Source organism: Pantoea sp. X-Soil-OKNW-713, assembly GCF_059730685.1.
In genome coordinates this window covers 55,723-72,532 of record NZ_AP035997.1, presented here as the reverse complement: position 1 = coordinate 72,532, position 16,810 = coordinate 55,723, and the positions used below count along the sequence as shown (strand labels likewise).

Annotated in this window: 16 protein-coding genes; 5 read left to right on the top strand and 11 right to left on the bottom strand. The window is 53.0% G+C overall.

All coding sequences use genetic code 11. The annotated features are described in order from the left end of the window. Positions 1–56 precede the first annotated feature (56 nt). Complete coding sequence (locus AC6I8R_RS23980; RefSeq protein WP_208727249.1) at positions 57–1,292, top strand: MFS transporter; 1,236 nt, start codon at positions 57–59, stop codon at positions 1,290–1,292. Positions 1,293–1,427: 135 nt separating this feature from the next. Here AC6I8R_RS23980 and AC6I8R_RS23975 read toward each other — a convergent pair whose 3' ends face one another. From AC6I8R_RS23975 to AC6I8R_RS23935, 9 genes are all read right to left on the bottom strand, one after another. Next, on the bottom strand, positions 1,428–2,813 hold the full coding sequence (locus tag AC6I8R_RS23975; protein WP_497833084.1) for a DHA2 family efflux MFS transporter permease subunit: 1,386 nt from the start codon (positions 2,811–2,813) through the stop codon (positions 1,428–1,430). 4 nt (positions 2,814–2,817) lie between these two features. Beyond that, the gene (locus AC6I8R_RS23970; RefSeq protein ID WP_415174096.1) at positions 2,818–3,153 is read right to left on the bottom strand and encodes a hypothetical protein; all 336 of its coding nucleotides are present in this window, start codon (positions 3,151–3,153) and stop codon (positions 2,818–2,820) included. A gap of 19 nt (positions 3,154–3,172) precedes the next feature. Next, positions 3,173–3,622, bottom strand: coding sequence for a MarR family winged helix-turn-helix transcriptional regulator (locus AC6I8R_RS23965; protein ID WP_497833164.1), 450 nt, complete (start codon positions 3,620–3,622; stop codon positions 3,173–3,175). A gap of 74 nt (positions 3,623–3,696) precedes the next feature. Then, complete coding sequence (locus AC6I8R_RS23960) at positions 3,697–5,106, bottom strand: 6-phospho-beta-glucosidase (RefSeq protein ID WP_415174094.1); 1,410 nt, start codon at positions 5,104–5,106, stop codon at positions 3,697–3,699. Positions 5,107–5,241: 135 nt separating this feature from the next. Continuing rightward, entirely contained in the window at positions 5,242–6,042 is an 801-nt protein-coding gene (locus tag AC6I8R_RS23955) for a Cof-type HAD-IIB family hydrolase (RefSeq protein WP_415174093.1), read from the bottom strand. Between the two features lie 69 nt (positions 6,043–6,111). Further along, positions 6,112–7,551, bottom strand: a complete 1,440-nt coding sequence (locus AC6I8R_RS23950) for a 6-phospho-beta-glucosidase (protein ID WP_415174092.1) — start codon at positions 7,549–7,551, stop codon at positions 6,112–6,114. Between the two features lie 38 nt (positions 7,552–7,589). Further along, entirely contained in the window at positions 7,590–7,922 is a 333-nt protein-coding gene (locus AC6I8R_RS23945) for a PTS lactose/cellobiose transporter subunit IIA (RefSeq protein ID WP_497833083.1), read from the bottom strand. Then, positions 7,922–9,238 (bottom strand): PTS sugar transporter subunit IIC, encoded by a 1,317-nt coding sequence (locus AC6I8R_RS23940; protein ID WP_208727244.1) that lies wholly within the window; start codon positions 9,236–9,238, stop codon positions 7,922–7,924. Before AC6I8R_RS23940 ends, AC6I8R_RS23945 begins: the two co-directional genes overlap by 1 nt. Further along, positions 9,238–9,558, bottom strand: coding sequence for a PTS sugar transporter subunit IIB (locus AC6I8R_RS23935; RefSeq protein WP_013512635.1), 321 nt, complete (start codon positions 9,556–9,558; stop codon positions 9,238–9,240). The genes AC6I8R_RS23940 and AC6I8R_RS23935 overlap by 1 nt, the downstream gene beginning before the upstream one ends. 271 nt (positions 9,559–9,829) lie before the next feature. Here AC6I8R_RS23935 and AC6I8R_RS23930 point away from each other — a divergent pair, with 271 nt between their 5' ends. The 4 genes from AC6I8R_RS23930 to AC6I8R_RS23915 all read left to right on the top strand — a co-directional run bounded on the left by AC6I8R_RS23930 (position 9,830) and on the right by AC6I8R_RS23915 (position 15,144). Further along, positions 9,830–10,843: a LacI family DNA-binding transcriptional regulator gene (locus tag AC6I8R_RS23930; RefSeq protein ID WP_415174090.1), complete on the top strand. Its 1,014-nt coding sequence runs from the start codon at positions 9,830–9,832 to the stop codon at positions 10,841–10,843. 182 nt (positions 10,844–11,025) lie between these two features. Beyond that, positions 11,026–12,831, top strand: coding sequence for a beta-glucoside-specific PTS transporter subunit IIABC (locus AC6I8R_RS23925; RefSeq protein WP_497833082.1), 1,806 nt, complete (start codon positions 11,026–11,028; stop codon positions 12,829–12,831). Next, positions 12,828–14,294 (top strand): glycoside hydrolase family 1 protein, encoded by a 1,467-nt coding sequence (locus tag AC6I8R_RS23920; protein ID WP_497833081.1) that lies wholly within the window; start codon positions 12,828–12,830, stop codon positions 14,292–14,294. The genes AC6I8R_RS23925 and AC6I8R_RS23920 overlap by 4 nt, the downstream gene beginning before the upstream one ends. Before the next feature lie 22 nt (positions 14,295–14,316). After that, the gene (locus tag AC6I8R_RS23915; RefSeq protein WP_208727239.1) at positions 14,317–15,144 is read left to right on the top strand and encodes a PRD domain-containing protein; all 828 of its coding nucleotides are present in this window, start codon (positions 14,317–14,319) and stop codon (positions 15,142–15,144) included. 3 nt (positions 15,145–15,147) lie between these two features. On the opposite strand, the gene AC6I8R_RS23910 is transcribed toward AC6I8R_RS23915, so the two are convergent. Both AC6I8R_RS23910 and AC6I8R_RS23905 read right to left on the bottom strand, forming a co-directional pair. Then, positions 15,148–15,975, bottom strand: a complete 828-nt coding sequence (locus AC6I8R_RS23910; protein ID WP_208727237.1) for an SDR family oxidoreductase — start codon at positions 15,973–15,975, stop codon at positions 15,148–15,150. Positions 15,976–16,113: 138 nt separating this feature from the next. Then, positions 16,114–16,788: an NADPH-dependent F420 reductase gene (locus AC6I8R_RS23905; protein ID WP_415174086.1), complete on the bottom strand. Its 675-nt coding sequence runs from the start codon at positions 16,786–16,788 to the stop codon at positions 16,114–16,116. Between the last annotated feature and the right edge of the window lie 22 nt (positions 16,789–16,810).

Below are 16,810 nucleotides of genomic sequence, written 5' to 3'. Positions count from 1 at the left end.
TATATTTATCTTACCTCGTCTCTTTATCCATACAGTGTCCTGCACTGGGGGGAACTATGTTTAATCTACTGGGTTTACCTAAAAATTTGTTGTGGGGTTATATTGGTCTGACAATATTCATGATTGGTGACGGTGTTGAACAGGCATGGATATCTATCTGGTTAGTTGAAAAAGGGTTATCCGTTGCTGAAGCCTCGTTCCTGATTACCGCCTATGGCATCGCGGTAACGCTGGCGGCCTGGGTCACTGGGGTCTTTGTGCAGACACTGGGGCCGCGCAAAGTGATGCTGTATGGTTTGATTGCTTTTGTCGTGGGAAGCATTGGCTTTATCGGTATCGGCTTACATTCGATGCACATGGCCGTGATGCTGCCGTTCTATGCCATTCGCGGCATCGGCTATCCACTTTTTGCTTACTCCTTTCTTGTGTGGATTAACTACAGTACGCCGCTGGAACGCCGTTCAACCGCAGTGGGTTGGTTCTGGTTTACCTTCTCCCTGGGCTTGAGCGTGATTGGGCCTTTTTTCTCCTCGCTGGCGCTTCCGGTGATGGGGGAGATCCATGTGCTGTGGACCGGGATGGGGTTCGTGATTGTGGGCGCCACCCTCGCAATTTGGGTAAATCGCGACAAGGTTCCTGCATCAGAAATCCACCCTTTTAGTGCCGCTGAATTGATGAAGGGCATCACTATCCTGCAACGCCCGGTGATTGCAATGGGGCTGGTGGTCAAATCAATCAATGGCGTCGCACAATATGGGCTGGCGACCTTTCTGCCGCTGTATCTGATCAGTTTTGGCTACAGCAAAACCGAGTGGTTGCATATGTGGTCGGCTGTGTTTGTCGTGGCTATTTTCGCCAACCTCTTCTTTGGCTTCTTTGGCGACAAATTTGGCTGGCGTAATACCATTCTTTGGGTCGGTGGCGTGGGCTATGCCATTGTGTTGGTTCTGGTCTGGCTGGTGCCTCAGTTGCTGGGCCATAACTTCTATGTCATGGCGTTTGTCCTCTGCCTGTGCGGGGTTACGATGGCGGGTTATGTACCGCTTTCTGCCTTGTTCCCGATGCTGGCCCCTGAAAGTAAAGGTGCCGCCATGTCAGTACTCAACCTCGGTGCCGGATTGGGTGCCTTTATAGCCCCGGCAATCACCGCCCTGTTCTATACCTCTTTAGGTGCTGGCGGTGTACTGGGTATCTACGCCGGGCTATATATTCTGAGCGCAGTACTGACACCGTTCCTGAAAACCCCGGATGAGCTGGGTTCCCAGGTGGCAATGAAAGATAAAGCCGCATAATAATGTCTCCGTCATCCCTGCCTGCGGGATGACGGAACACATCAGCTGCTCAAACCGAGGCGGGATGAGTTTATGGATGAGCATGGTGGACAGACGCAACCAGCAATCTTAATGAAAGTGATCTCAATAAGTTAGTTAATCTGCAATCTGGCGCGGCAGGCGAAGGGCGATCAGCGCTATGCCAATATTAAGTAAGCAAAGCAATACAAATGACCACATAAAGGTGTCGGGACTGGGTGTACCCTTAGCCGTGGTTTGCCAGGCCAAAATAAGTGTAAAAAGGGTAGTGATCACCGGACCACCCAACCGCTGCACCAGATTCACTGAAGTGGTTGCCATCGGCAACTCCGCCTTACTCACGGACGAATAAGCAGCGGTCATCGCAGGCAGGGAGACAGCGCTCATCCCTGCCCCCCTCAGAAACAACGCAATCACCAGAATAAATGCCTGATACCCTGCCAGCGTCAGAAAGATCAGTGGGAGAGTTGCTATCGCTGCCAACCATGCTCCGCTCGCGGCCACACGTCGGATACCAAACTGCTCACACAACCAACCTGTCAAAGGGAAGGTCACCATCATTCCCAGTCCCATTGCTGTGAGCAGGGCACCGGCCTGGGAGGGGGACCGGGAACACACCGTAATCAGATAAGCCGGAATCAGCACCTGGCTGGCAAATAACACCCCGTTAGATAAAAACTGAATAGCCGTTGCACAGGAGAATTGCGTGTGACAAAACAAGCGCGGATCAATCAACGCTTGCGCTCCCTTCTGCCGTGCTAAACAGATAAATGTCACGATCAGTGCGGCCCCCGCTATCAGTGTAATGATGCCTGGCACGCTGGTTATTGCCGTTGTGCCATACAACAACAGTGCCAGTCCGGGAGAAAGCAAGGCCAGCCCAGCCCAGTCCAATGCTTTTGGTTGGTCGTTGCCCTTCTCAGGCGGTAAAAGCCAGACAGCCAGCAGAAAACCCAGGCAACCGATGGGGATATTGACAAAAAACAGCCAGCGCCAGGAGAGATGTTGCACAATCATCCCCGCCAGTACAGGGCCAAATACTGGGGCCAATAGCACCGGAACCGACATGATTCCGGCAACTTTTGTCATTTTCGCGCCAGCCGTGCGGGCAATCATCATCTGTGCCATCGGGATGAGAACCCCGCCGCAAAGTCCCTGTAATACCCGAAATCCAATCAACACCGGTGCAGACCAGGCCAGCCCACAGCAAACAGATGCGCCAGTGAAAGCCGCGAACCCCCCTAAATAAACCGACTTTGCCCCGACGCGTTCAACCAACCAGCCAGTGAGCGGGATCGCAAACACCAATGCCAGCAAATAGCCGCTTACCACCCACTGAATTTGCTGGAAACGCACACCGAGATCGAACGCCAGGCTGGAGAGGGAGACATTGACGATGGTGGCATCGATCTGCGCGAGCAAGGCACCACTGAGCGCGACGAGAGCAACCCGCCAGATGAGCGGATTCAGACGTTCTTTGGGTGCCGGTTCAGAGAGAGACATCAGCCTAACGCTCCTGGTGGGAGGACAGATTCCCACCGTGGAAACGGCCAAAGGAATAAGCCGAATAGAGCCCCATCAGCAGAATACCCAATCCGGCGCTGAGAGCCTGTTCAGCGTTACGCAGGTTGAAATGCCCCACCTGCGCAAGCAGTAAATAAGCCAGCAGGAAATTCACAAATCCCCATATCACGTTAACACATGATGAAGACAACCCTTTGCCAGGGGGATTGGCGAATGGACTCTGGAATGAGCGCCCCATCATGCCACTGACAAAATGCGGCACAGCATTAGCAAGAAACACACCACCAAAAAGGTACGCCAGATCGTGGATGACATGCATATACGAGATTCCATTGTGGCTATTCGGAAGATCCGCTGATGCGTCGCAAAAGCTCTGAAGCCTCGCGCAAAGTGCGCAACTCGGCAGGGTTAAGTTCTGTCATGGCGGTCAGCAACCATGCCTGTTTAGCCGCGGTGCGTTGATGCCTTGCCTCAAGCCCCGATGCCGTCAGCGAAAACAGAATCTGCCGACCATCAGTAGGGTGCGGATGACGTGTGATAAATCCCCGTTCTGTTAGTTCGGCAAGGGTAGCCCCCATCGACTGGGGGCGAACGGCTTCCTTACGTGCCAATTCAGCCGTCGTCATCGATCCGTCCCGATCCAGCCAGGCCAGCACCGAGGTTTGTGACCAGCTAAGGCCATCAATGTTGGTTTCACTGCGCAAACGACGCAACAACTGCCCCACAGCCAGGGAGAGCTCGGTGATCACAATATCGATTGCTGGAATTTCGTCAGGGGATGTATTCATAACAATGAACATAGATAACAACAGGTAAACTTGCAAGTTTACCTGTTGTTTTTAGCTGCGGTTGCTATACGCGCTTAGGCGTGCGCCTTTCTGTCAGCCAAAAGTTGATCCACAAACTGCACGACTTCCGGCTTATTTCTTTCTATTTCGGCGATTTTATCTGCAAACTTCGGCAACCAGGCTTTGTGCGCGTACAACAGTTCATCCAGCACTTTAATCGCCGTGTCGCCCGCCGGTATCAACGGATTGATGGTAAAGGCATGTAACGCCGCACCATAATCACCGGTAACAGCCGCTTCAATCACCGTCTCTTCCATCGCTTTCATCAGCTGGATCATGCCGCGTGCGGCAGACGGCAATGCGCCCCAGCGCAACGGTTCAGGGCCATGTGAGGTAATCGATGCCGTCACCTCCACGATGCAGTCAAACGGCAGGTCGGCAATTGCCCCGTTATTACGGGTGGACACCACCATTAATTTGCCGCTGTTGTTATGAATCGATGCTATGAGATCACAGGCGGCATCACTGTAATGCGCGCCACCACGCTGGCTGAGTTCTTCCGGCTTGTAGTTCAGGTTAACGTCTTTATACAGTTCAAACAGGCGTGCCTCGGTCTTTTTCACCACTTCAGCACGGGTTTCATAGCGTTCGAACTCCTCAACCGCATGGGCCAGCATCGGCTCCTGAAGGTAGTAATAACGATGATAACCACAAGGCAGCACCCCGAGGTGTTTCACCTGCTCATAATGAAACGGGATCTGGTGGATGTTCTTCAGTCCCTCATCCGTTTTCGCCCGGTGCTCCGGCGCATAGATTTTCTCGATCAACTCGGCGGTACGTTCATTACCCTGCTGGTCCCACACGCGGTGCCAGTGAAAATGGTTAAGACCGGCAAATTTGAAGAACAGATCCTTTTCCTCTTTCGCCAGCACTTCACACGCCTGGTTGATATGGCCGAATGGCACATTACACAAGCCGACGGTTTTCTCCCATTTGCCTTGTTTAATCGCTGCTTCGGTCACCATCCCGGCCGGATTGGTGAAATCCACCAGCCATGCATTCGGACAGAGTTCGCGCATATCTTTGATGATATCGAGGATCACCGGAATGGTGCGGAAAGCTTTAAAAATACCGCCAGGACCGTTGGTTTCCTGGCCGAGCAGCCCGTTTGCCAGCGGGATCACCTCGTCTTTCAGTCGGGCATCCAGTAAACCAACGCGGAATTGGGTGGTGACGTAATCAGCATCTTTCAGGGCTTCACGCCGGTCGAGGGTCAGATGTACCTGCCAGTCCAGTTTTGCGGCGGCAATCATACGCTTTGCCATGTTGCCGACGATCTCCATTTTCTCCGCACCCGCGTCGATATCGACCAGCCACAATTCGGCAATCGGCAATTGTGCCTGCCGGACAATTAACCCTTCGATCAATTCAGGGGTATAGCTTGAACCTCCACCGATAGTGACAATTTTTATCTTATTTTGCATAGGACAGCACTCCGTCAGGTTACAGGTCAGGCAACAGCGTGCCAGCCTGATAATGACCAGCATTCGCCCTCACCTCGTGGATGATATTTTTCCTGGAGACTGAATATTTTTATTGAAAACAGGACGCAGGTTTTATTAATTTTGTAGCGACAAAATACGTTTGATAGTATTTAACACCGCATTTTCATCATTAGAACCTGTAATAAAATTCGCCACTTTTTTGGTTTCATCAAATGCATTTCGCATGGCGAAGCTGTATTCCGCTTCAGAAAGTAATTCAATATCGTTATAACCGTCACCGAACGCCAGGGTTTCATGACGACCAATATTTAACATTTCCTGAAGTCGCCGGATGGTGCTGCCTTTATGTATCCCCTCATTGGCAATATCGATCCACGCAGCTTCGGCTACCACGATATACACCTGATGTTCAAACGGCGTCAGAGACGGACGCGTTTGCGGGCAGTTTCCCGTTTCGTCATAGACGGTAATTTTGACAAAATCGTCAGTCAGGCTGCTGAGATCCGCTACCTTCCGCAGGCTGGCATAAGAGTGGCGAACACGCTCGGCCAGATGGGCGGGGGTATCCTGACGGATCACCGCACCAGATGGGGTACAGGCGATCACCACATGCCGGGAACTCGCCTGGTGCAGGGCGGCGATGATTTGCTGCCCCAGATGATTATCAATCAGCGACTGATAAATAAATTCGCCGTTGCGTTTAATGCGGGTGGCGCTGTCTCCCAAAATCCAGATATCACGCGAATTATCGCCAAATAACTCCTCCACCCGTTCACATTGTTTACCGGTGCAGGCGGCAAAATGGACACCTTTTTCCTGCATCAACTGGCGAACTTCGCGATACAATTTTCGATCATAATCGCCCTGACTATTCAGAAAGGTGCCATCCAGATCGCTGATAATTAATTTAATCAAAACATGATTCCATAATATATTCCGGCGCGGCACGATTTAAAACGCGCCGCGACGTGTTAATTGAGTGACTTAAAGTTGCTCACCATTGCTGGCGATAACGGTTTTATACCAGTCGAAGCTTTTCTTTTTGCTGCGGGAGAAATCGCCGGTTTCATCATCATTACGATCGACATAAATAAAACCGTAGCGTTTGCTGTACTGGCCGGTGCCAAATGACACGCAATCCAGACAGCCCCACGGGGTAAAGCCCATCAGGTCAACACCATCCTCCAGCACTGCTTTCTTCATCTGCTCGATGTGCGCCCGCAGGTAGCTGATGCGATAGTCATCATTGATCTCGCCATTGGCTTCCACTTTATCGATGGCACCAAAACCGTTTTCCACGATAAACAGCGGTTTCTGGTAACGCTCATACAACGCGTTAAGGGTGTAACGCAGTCCGACCGGATCAATCTGCCAGCCCCAGTCTGATGCCGGCACATGCGGGTTTTTGCGACTGCCGGGAAAGGCTTCCAGCGGCGTATGCGCGGTTTGCGTCGCCGTTGCGTATTCCACGGCGTTGCTCATGTAATAGCTGAAGCCGAGATAATCGGTGCAGCCTTCACGCAGCGTCTGCTCATCACCGGGGGCCATTTCAATGTGGAATCCGCGACGCTCCCATTCTTTCTTAATGTAAGAAGGGTAAGCACCACGCATATGCACATCGCCGAACAGATAACGTTCCTGCATCGCTTTTTGCGCGTACATCACATCATCCGGGTTGCAGGACCAGGGATAGAGCGGCACCATCGCCAGCATACAGCCAATTTTGAAATCGGGATTGATGGTATGACCGAGTTTCACCACTCGAGCGCTGGCGACAAACTGATGATGCAGCACCTGATACATCACCTCTTCCGGTTTCTCATGGTCAGTGAAAATCACCCCGGAGTTGCTGTATCCGTACAACGGCCTGCGCCAGTTGCGCTGGTTGTTGATCTCGTTGAATGTCATCCAGTATTTCACTTTGTGTTTATAGCGCTTCAGCACCACTTCGCTGTAACGCACAAACAGATCGATCAGTTCACGATTCAGCCAGCCGCCATACTGCTTCACCAGATGCAGCGGCATCTCAAAGTGCGACAGGGTAATCACCGGTTCGATACCGTGCTTTAGCAGTTCGTCGAACATGTCGTCATAGAACTGCAAGCCTGCTTCGTTCGGGGTTAATTCGTCCCCTTTGGGGAAGATGCGCGTCCAGGCGATTGAGGTGCGGAAGCATTTGAACCCCATCTCAGCAAACAGCGCGATATCTTCTTTGTAGCGATGGTAAAAATCGGTCGCCAGATGGTTGGGGTAATGTTTTCCCGCTATCACGCCGTCGGTGATTTCACGATCCACACCGTGTGCGCCACCGGTTAACACATCAACGATGCTTGGACCTTTACCGCCCTCATTCCAGCCACCTTCTACCTGATGGGCCGCCACGGCACCGCCCCATAAAAAACCTGCCGGTAATTTGTCAGACATAATCCTTCCTTTAAGTAGATTAACGACGTCTTGCGACATTAATGCGTTTGGGTTTTGCTCAGTTCCTGCACCTCGCGGTGCAGATAAATCAGTTCTTCCACCAGGTCACGGCACAGCATGGCGTTCATCAGATGGTCCTGCGCATGCATCATGATCAGATTGACCGGAATCTTGCCGCAGCCTTCATCCGCACCAATCAGTGAGGTTTGAATTTTGTGTGCTTCGCGTGCCGCCTGGCTGGCGTTTTCCAGCATCGCCTCCACCACGCTCCAGTTGTGTTTGCGTGCCTCCTGTAAGGCCTGCATCGCCGAGGAACGTGCTTCTCCGGCATGGATAATCAGTTCCATCACCGTGGTTTCCATATCGTTCATCACTTCATCTCCTCTGCCAGGGTTTCGTGGGCCATCTCCGCTTCCTGTTGCAGCAGCTGGCGTTCATACATCTTGAAGAACGGGTAATAAATCAGGGTCGACAGGCCAATCAGGAACAGCACCAGTACCACTGCACGCCAGTCCCAGCCGGTAGACCAGGCCGCACCAATTGGGCCGGGCGTGGTCCAGGGGGCGAGTGAAATCACATGGTTGATCAGATTGGTACGCGTGGCTGTCCAGGCGATGATGGCGTTCAGCAGCGGCGTCGTGATAAACGGGATAAACAGCAGTGGGTTCATCACCACCGGTGAGCCGAAGATAATTGGTTCGTTGATGTTGAACATGCCGGGCACCAGGCCGAGACGCCCGATAGAACGCAGATGAGCGGAACGACTGCGCAGGTAAAGAATCACCAGCCCCATCGTCGCACCTGAACCGCCGACGGTAATAAAGAACTGCCAGAAAGGTTCGATAAAGATTTTCGGAATGGGCTCCCCGGCGGTTAACGCTTCCTGGTTAAGCCCCAGATTACTCAGCCAGAATGCCTGCAAAATACCGCCGACAATTGCCGCGCCATGAATACCGGCAAACCACAGCAGATGGCACAGCAGCACCGCAATCAGCACCGCAGGCAGGGAATCAGCCGCGGAAATGATCGGTGCGAATACCGCCATAATTGCCTGCGGAATCAGTAAGCCAAAGTGGCTCTGCATAAACAGATTCAGCGGATAGAGCGTCAGGAAGATCACCACAATCGGGATCAGCAGATCGAAGGACTGACGAATTTTCGGCGGCACCTGCTCCGGCAGTTTGAAACCGATGTTGTACTTCACCAGCAGATGCATCACCTCGGTACAGTACAGGCTGATTAGAATGGCGGTAAAAATCCCCTCCCCACCCAGCGAAGCGACGGAAAGCGCCCCATCTTTTGCAGGTGCGGCCACCACCAGAAACGTCATCAACGCCAGCAGCGCCGCCATCAGGCCGTTAAGTTTGTAGCTCTGGGCCAGGTTATAGGCAATCGCGCCGGTAATAAACACCGCCATAATGCCCATCGTCATGTTGTAGGGCATCATCAGTTGATCGTTGTATTGCTTAACGATACCCAGCCACCACTGGGCAAATCCCCACTGGCTGGTTTCACTGAACGGAGGATGCGAGAACAGCAGCATAAAAGAGCCAACAATTAAAAATGGCATCGATGCAATAAAGCCATCTTTTATCGCCACCACATGTCGCTGCGAGGAGAGCCGCGCGGCAATGGGACTGATACGATTCTCGATCACCCCAAATAATGAATCAGCCAGTGTGCTCATTATGCCCCCTTATGAGAATCAATCAGGGAAAGGGCAGACTTCAGAATTTTTTCACCATTCAGCATGCCGTAATCCATGGTGTTAATGACGGTGACAGGTTTATTAAATTCTGCTGCGCGTTGTTGGAAATCCGCCAGCTTGTATTTAATTTGTGGACCGAGCAGACAACAGTCGTAATCGGCGATTTTATCCCGGAACTCCTCCATGCCTACCGCTTCGATACGGGCATCCAGACTCAGCTGCACCGCGGCTTTTTCCATTCGCTGCACCACCATGCTGGTGGACATTCCTGCCGAGCAACACAATAAGATTTTAACCATGACACCCTCCTTTTTTTCTAAATTCTTACGCGTCACTCGCCATATCTGCAACCGGTTACAGATTCAATTTATCTTTTTTGTGATCTATAACTCAAACGAAGTATCGGCTTATTTTGTGATAAAGTTAAAATAATCTGCAACCGGTTTCAGATTATCCCATCCCGATGCCATTTAATTTTAACAACATAGATAACGCGTTATTTTAAGGCAGGCTTTTACTGTTGCCGGGATTATTGGTTACAATAGGCAGGTGAGCTAACAAGGAACACGAATGATTACCATGCTTGATGTTGCCCAACGCGCAGGCGTTTCGAAGGCAACCGTATCCCGTGTACTGGCCGGACACAGTTATGTGTCCAAAACGGTGCGCGACAAAGTGATGCAGGCAGTCGACGAGATGGGGTATCGTCCCAATCTGGTGGCACGTAACCTGGCGACCAACCGTTCGCATAGCATTGGCCTGATGGTGCCTAACACCCTTTATCATGGCCCGTTTTTCAGCGAACTGATGTTTCAGGTGGCGACCCTGACCGAACAGCTCGGCTCCCAGTTGGTGCTGGCCGACGGTAAACACAGCGCGCAGCAAGAGCGCGATGCCATTCATTTCCTCATCGACAGCCGTTGTGATGCGGTGATCATTTACCCGCGTTATCTGAGCGTGGAAGAAATCGACCAACTGATCCCCACCCTGAGCAAACCCCTGATCATCCTGAACCGCCGGCTAAAAAAGTTTCCCCAATATTCCGTCTGTGCCGACCATGAGAAAGACACTTTCGATGCGGTGAATTATTTGATTCGCCGTGGGCATCGCGATATCGCGTTTATCAAAGGGATGGGCAGCTCTCACACCGGTCTCAGTCGATTAAAAGGGTTTCAGGCCGCGATGACCCAAAATAATTTGCCAATGGCACCGGCGTTGATGCTGGATGGCAGTTGGACCATGGAAAGCGGTAAGCAAGCCGCTGAAGAATTGCTGGCACGCAACGTGACATTCTCGGCGATTGTTGCCAGTAACGACGATATGGCTATCGGGGCCGCCTCTGCCCTGTACAATGCGGGCAAACGCATTCCGCAGGATGTGTCGCTGCTCAGCTTTGATGATATTCCCATCGCCTCCTACACCATCCCGGCGCTGACATCGGTGCATGTTCCGATGGCAGAAATGGTCGCCAGCGCCCTCGCGCAACTCACGAAAATGCTGGATGGCGAGGAGGTTAGCGCGTTGTCCCTGATGTGTGGCGAATTGATCCATCGACAATCCGTTGGTGATGGCCCCTATGGTTAAGTAAAACGTCGTGTACATCACAATTCATCATTAACCGCTCGGGATTGTTTTGACAGCACTTTGCCGCTGACGTTAGAACTGTCGTCAGGCGTGTAACTGGGTAACCAGGCAAGACCTGAAGCTCGCTTCCAAATCGGAAGCCGGCTTCAGGTCTTTTTTTTGGCAAAAAAAGAGGGTGGTATATGGATTATCAAGCCACAGCGAAAGCCGTCATTGCGCATGTCGGCGGTGCCGGGAATATCGATCACATTGAACACTGCTCCACCCGACTGCGTCTGACCCTGCGTGACAATACGCGTATCGACCAACCCGCTCTCGCTGCCATTCCCGGCGTGTTGGGGGTACGCGTCAATGTGCAATGCCAGGTAATCATTGGCAAGGATGTGGTGGAGATCTATGACGCAGTGAAAGCGCTGGCAGCCGGACAGCCAGCAACCGGTAGCCACAGTGAAGCCCGTTGGGCAGCGCGCTGTGTAGATTTTGTGATTAGCGTCTTTCAGCCACTGGTGCCTGCCATCGCGGGTGGCGGGGTACTGAAGTCACTGCTAATCCTGCTTGATCTACTCGGTTGGCTGCCGCGCAGCAGCGATACCTACAAAATACTGGACAATATCGGCTCGGCACCCCTGTACTTTTTGCCCATTCTGGTCGCCATTACCACTGCCAACAAACTTAAAGTGAATGTGCTGGTCGCGGTATCCGCCGTGTCGGTGATGGTACTGCCGATGATGTCAAAGCAGCTGGCGGAAGGTATCACGCTGTTCTCCTTCGACCTGAAGAATATCGCCTATGCCTCACAGGTGTTCCCCGCCATCTTGTGCGTACTGTTTTATTCCCGCGCGGAACGGTTCTTCAATCGTTACTCCCCCTCGGCGCTACGCATTTTCCTGTCACCAATGTTATCTCTGCTGGTCACCGTGCCAGTGACGCTGTTGCTCCTCGGGCCACTCGGTTTTGAGCTGGGTTCCGGGTTGGCGACGGTGATCCTGTGGCTGTACAGCAAGCTGGGATTTGTCGCCACCGCTCTGCTGGCCGGGGTATTACCCTTTATGGTCGCGGCAGGAATGCATAAACCAATGATCCCTTATGTCGTGGCGTCTATGGGGCAGTTCTCCCGTGAGATGTTGTATCTGCCCGCCTCGCTGGCGCATAACATTGCCGAAGCGGGTGCCTGCCTGGCGATTGCGTTGCGCAGTAAAGACAAGGTGATGAAGTCTACCGCGCTCTCAGCCGGGATCTCTGCCTTATGCGGCATCACCGAACCCGCGCTGTACGGCATCACGCTGCTGAATAAAACCGCGCTGTACGCGGTGATTGCAGCCAGCGTGATCGGCGGTGGCTTTTTAGGCTGGATGACGGTGGAAGCCTTCGCGCTGGTCAGCCCCAGCCTTGCCAGTATCTCGATGTTTATCTCGCCCACCAGCCCGTGGAATATCCTGTACGCCTTGCTGGGCGCCGGTCTGGCATTTGTCATCTCATTTGTTGCCACATTGTTTTTCTGGCGGGAAAAAGCCGCTCAGGTGACCGACTTCAACCACTTTGTTACGCCGGCTGAAGGGCGATTGATCCCGCTGGCCGAGGTGCAAGACGATGTTTTTTCTGCCGGTATTATGGGTGACGGCATCGCCGTGATACCAACCAGCGGCAAACTGTTCGCACCGGCCAATGGAGTAATCAGCAACGTTTTTGACAGTGGGCATGCCGTAAGCCTGCTGACGACTCAGGGGGCAGAAGTGATCCTGCATATTGGTATCGACACCATCAAACTTAACGGCAAAGGTTTCCATCCACGCGTCACGGCGGGACAAACCATACAGGCCGGTGAACTGCTGGTGGAATTCGATCTTGATGCCATCAACACGGCAGGTTTTGATCCCGTCATTGTGATGGTTATTACCAATAGCGAACGTTTTTCCTTCACCACTAACGCTGCTGACACCCCACTCACCCTTCATTCCCCGATCATGACCTTAAAGGAGTCTGTATGACGGTAACGAAAGCCACCTTTCCACGAGGATTTTTATGGGGTGCCGCGATTGCGGCGAATCAGGCCGAAGGCGCCTGGAATGTGGACGGTAAAGGACCATCCGTAGCGGATGCCATCAACTGGAAACCCAATCTGGATCTCAAGGATTTCACCGCACACATGGCGGTGACCGATGAGAATGTGGCGGATGCGCTCAATGGCACTCATGATGCCTTCTACCCGAAGCGCCGCGGCATCGATTTTTACCATCACTATCCGCAGGACCTGGCGCTGTTCGCCGAGATGGGGATTAAAGTGCTACGTGTTTCCATTGCCTGGTCCCGTATCTTCCCCGATGGCGAAGAGTCTGCGCCAAACGAAGCCGGTTTAGCGTTTTATGAGCGCCTGTTTGGTGAAATGCGCCGGTTAAACATCGAGCCTCTGGTGACGTTGTCACATTATGAGATGCCGCTCAAACTCAGCGAACGTTATAACGGCTGGGTGCACCGCAATGTGGTCGATGCCTTCGTTCGTTTCAGCAACGTCTGCTTCGACCGTTATAAAGATTTGGTGCGTTACTGGCTGACGTTTAACGAAATTGACAGCATCCATCGTCATCCGTTTACCACCGCAGGCATCCGCGAAGATAAATGCGCACCGGGCCAGGAAAAGCAGGATATTTATCAGGCACTGCACCATCAGTTTGTCGCATCGGCGCTGGTGACGCGTGATTGCCATGCCAAAATCCCCGGCAGCCAGGTCGGTTGTATGCTGACCAAACTCACCACCTATCCGCGCACCTGCCATCCTGATGATGTGCAAGCCAGCCTGAAAAAAAACCTCGAAAATCTGTTCTATGCCGATGTTCAGGTGTTTGGCAGCTATCCACCGCTGATCAAACGCGACCTGGAACTGCGCGGCATTGAGCTGGTGATGGCCGCTGATGACCTCGACATCCTGCGACAGCACACCGTTGATTTCGTCTCCTTCAGTTATTACATGTCGATGACCGAATCGACCCAACCGGACGCCGAACGTACCGCCGGAAATACTGTGCTGGGGGTGAAGAATCCTTACTTACCGGCCTCCGACTGGGGATGGCAGATTGATCCGGTGGGACTGAAGATTTCGCTGCTGGAGCTGTATGATCGCTATCGCAAGCCGCTGTTTATTGTGGAAAATGGACTTGGCTGCAAAGATGTGGTTGAAGACGGAAAAATTCACGACAGCTACCGCATCGACTATTTCCGTTCTCACTTTGAACAAATGCGCGAGGCAGTACATGAAGGTGTCGAGCTGATGGGTTACACCAGTTGGGGCACCATTGATATCATCAGCGCGGGCACCTCACAAATGACCAAACGCTATGGTTTTATCTATGTCGATCAGGATGATGAAGGCAACGGCACGCTGGCACGCCTGCGCAAAGACTCGTTCTGGTGGTATCAGAAGGTCATTGCCACCAACGGCAGCGACCTGAATTAACGACACAGGGACGGGTATTGACGTGATTACCGTGAAGAAATCGCTGAACAACAGCATGTTGCTGGTGGAACATGACCAGCAGGAGATGATTCTGTTTGGTAAAGGGATTGGCTTTGGCGCCAGACCCGGCACCCAGGTGAACGCGGCAGGGATTGAGCAGGTGTTTATCCCGCTGGAACATCTCAAGTCGCGCCACTATTTCTCGCTGACCAACACCATACCCGTTGCCTGGTTTGATATTACCCATGACATCATTGCCCTGGCGCAGGCGCAGTACAGCGAAAAACTGCACTCGGTGCTGTTTTTCACCCTGGCGGAGCATCTGTGGTTCGCCGCCGAACGCGCCCGCGCGGGTCAGGTGATCGCCAATAAACTGAGCTGGGAAGTGCAGCGTTATTACCAGAAAGAGTACGCCATTGGTTTACAGGCCAGAGCGATGGTGGAAGCACGCTTTAAGCTGGAACTGGGTGAAGATGAGGCAGTACACATCGCTTTTCATCTGATTAATGCCTCGGGCAGTGCAGGTCAGGACACGGCTCACCAGCAGGTACAGCTGGTGAATCGTATCGCCGAGATTGTGCGTTACAAATTAAACCGGTCGATCGATGTCACGTCGATTAACTACAACCGTTTTATTACGCATTTGCGCTATTTCGCGGAGCGTATCCTGGCGGGCAAAATCAGTACCGGAGCCGGCGAGGACTTCTATCAGGAGCTGCTGAAATTCCACCCTGAAGCCATGTCCGTCGCCTGGACGATTCGCGACTATATTCAGGAGAAATATCAGCTTTCACTCCCCAGGGAAGAACTCACCTGGCTGAGTATGCATATCAGTCGATTAAGCCACTGATAATCAGGCTGGTTTTAGATCGCCATACCAGTATGAAGCTGTCACGCCACCATCCATCAGGAAATCACTGCCAGTGATAAAGGTGCCTTCCGGTCCCATCAGCAAAGCCGCCAGCGCGCCCACTTCATCCGGCGTGCCGCCGCGACCAACCGGGGATCGTTCCAGCATATTGCGGTATCCTGCGCCGCGTGGTCCGGACAGCTCATCATTTGCCAATGGGGTATAGATGATGCCAGGGCTAATGGTATTGACGCGCGCACCGCGTTTGCCCCATTTCACTGCTTCGGCCATCACGCGCAGCGCATTGCCGCGTTTTGAATATTGGTACGCCAGCAGCGGATCGGTGATGGTGTCTTCCTGCAAAAACGGCAGCGCCAGCAGGTCTTCCGTGGGCGTGGTCGCCAGCGCTTCATTCTGCTCTACGCTGAGCGGCGGCAGGCGGTGACCGGACTGGGAGGCGATAATAATACCCGAACCACCTTCAGCAATAACCTGACCGAACTCTTCAAGGATCACCGCCGTACCATAAAGGTCGACGTTTAAAATCGTTTTAGATGAGGCCTGTGAAGGCGACACCCCAGCCGCGTTGATCACCCCTTTTACCGCGCCTAGCGCCGTAGCCGTTTTCACCAACGCCTGAATGGAGTCGCGCGACGAGACATCCACCTGACTGGTGGATACCACGAAACCGGCATCGCGTAGCACTTTCGCTGCCGCTTCGGTGTTTTCAGCACGCAGGTCCGCCAGCAGTACCGTTTTGCCCTGGCTGACCCGACGAGCGATCGCCTGCCCGATTGAACCCGCACCAATCACCACAATCACGTCTTTCATAGTCACTCCGAAGGTAAGTTATGTTTCACCAACAATGTCGATGGGGAAAATATAATCGTTCCGGCGTGCAATGACTTTAGGGATAATCAGCATGAGTTTATGAGTGGCGATCATAAATCTGCGCGATAAATCGCGTCGCTACACATCCACATGCAGAATAGCGCGTAGCGCCGGAGCGTTGGTATTCGCCCGAAAACCAGGGCCACCGCGTTGGAAACTTCTGGCACTCGCCAGATTCCCGGTGATCACCGGAACCGAACCGACATCCTCAACCAGCTTCGCCACTGTCTTCAATGCCTCGGCATCATCACTGGCGATCGGCACACCTAACTTGTTCGCCGCGCTGGCACTGGCGGATGCCTCAATGGCGGTGGCGTCAACCGCACTGAAAGCCCGGACATACCGAGTGCCGGGCAACAATCGTTGACTGGTTTCCGCCACCCCATTTTGGTTCGCTTCCCTGGCAAGGTCGCTTTGTTGCCAGCCGGAAGGATTACAGGCATCCAGCACGATTTTGCCTTTCATCGCCGCAGCGAGCTGCTGGCCGAGTTGTGGCAAAGCATCATAGGGGACGGCGAATAACAGAATGTCGCCAAATGCCGCAGCCTCTGCCGGTGTCCCTACGCTGGCATTGGCACCTAAGGGCGCGATCTCGCGTTGCAACTCATCCAGATGCCGGGTGGAGAACATCACCTGATGCCCGGCTTTTACCCACAGTTTAGCCACTGTGCCCCCCAGCCAACCTGCTCCGATCACGCCAATTTTCAACGATTGGCCGGTACTGATAGCTATCGCCTTACCTGTCATACTCATTGCTCCTGTAATTGCGGCTAAC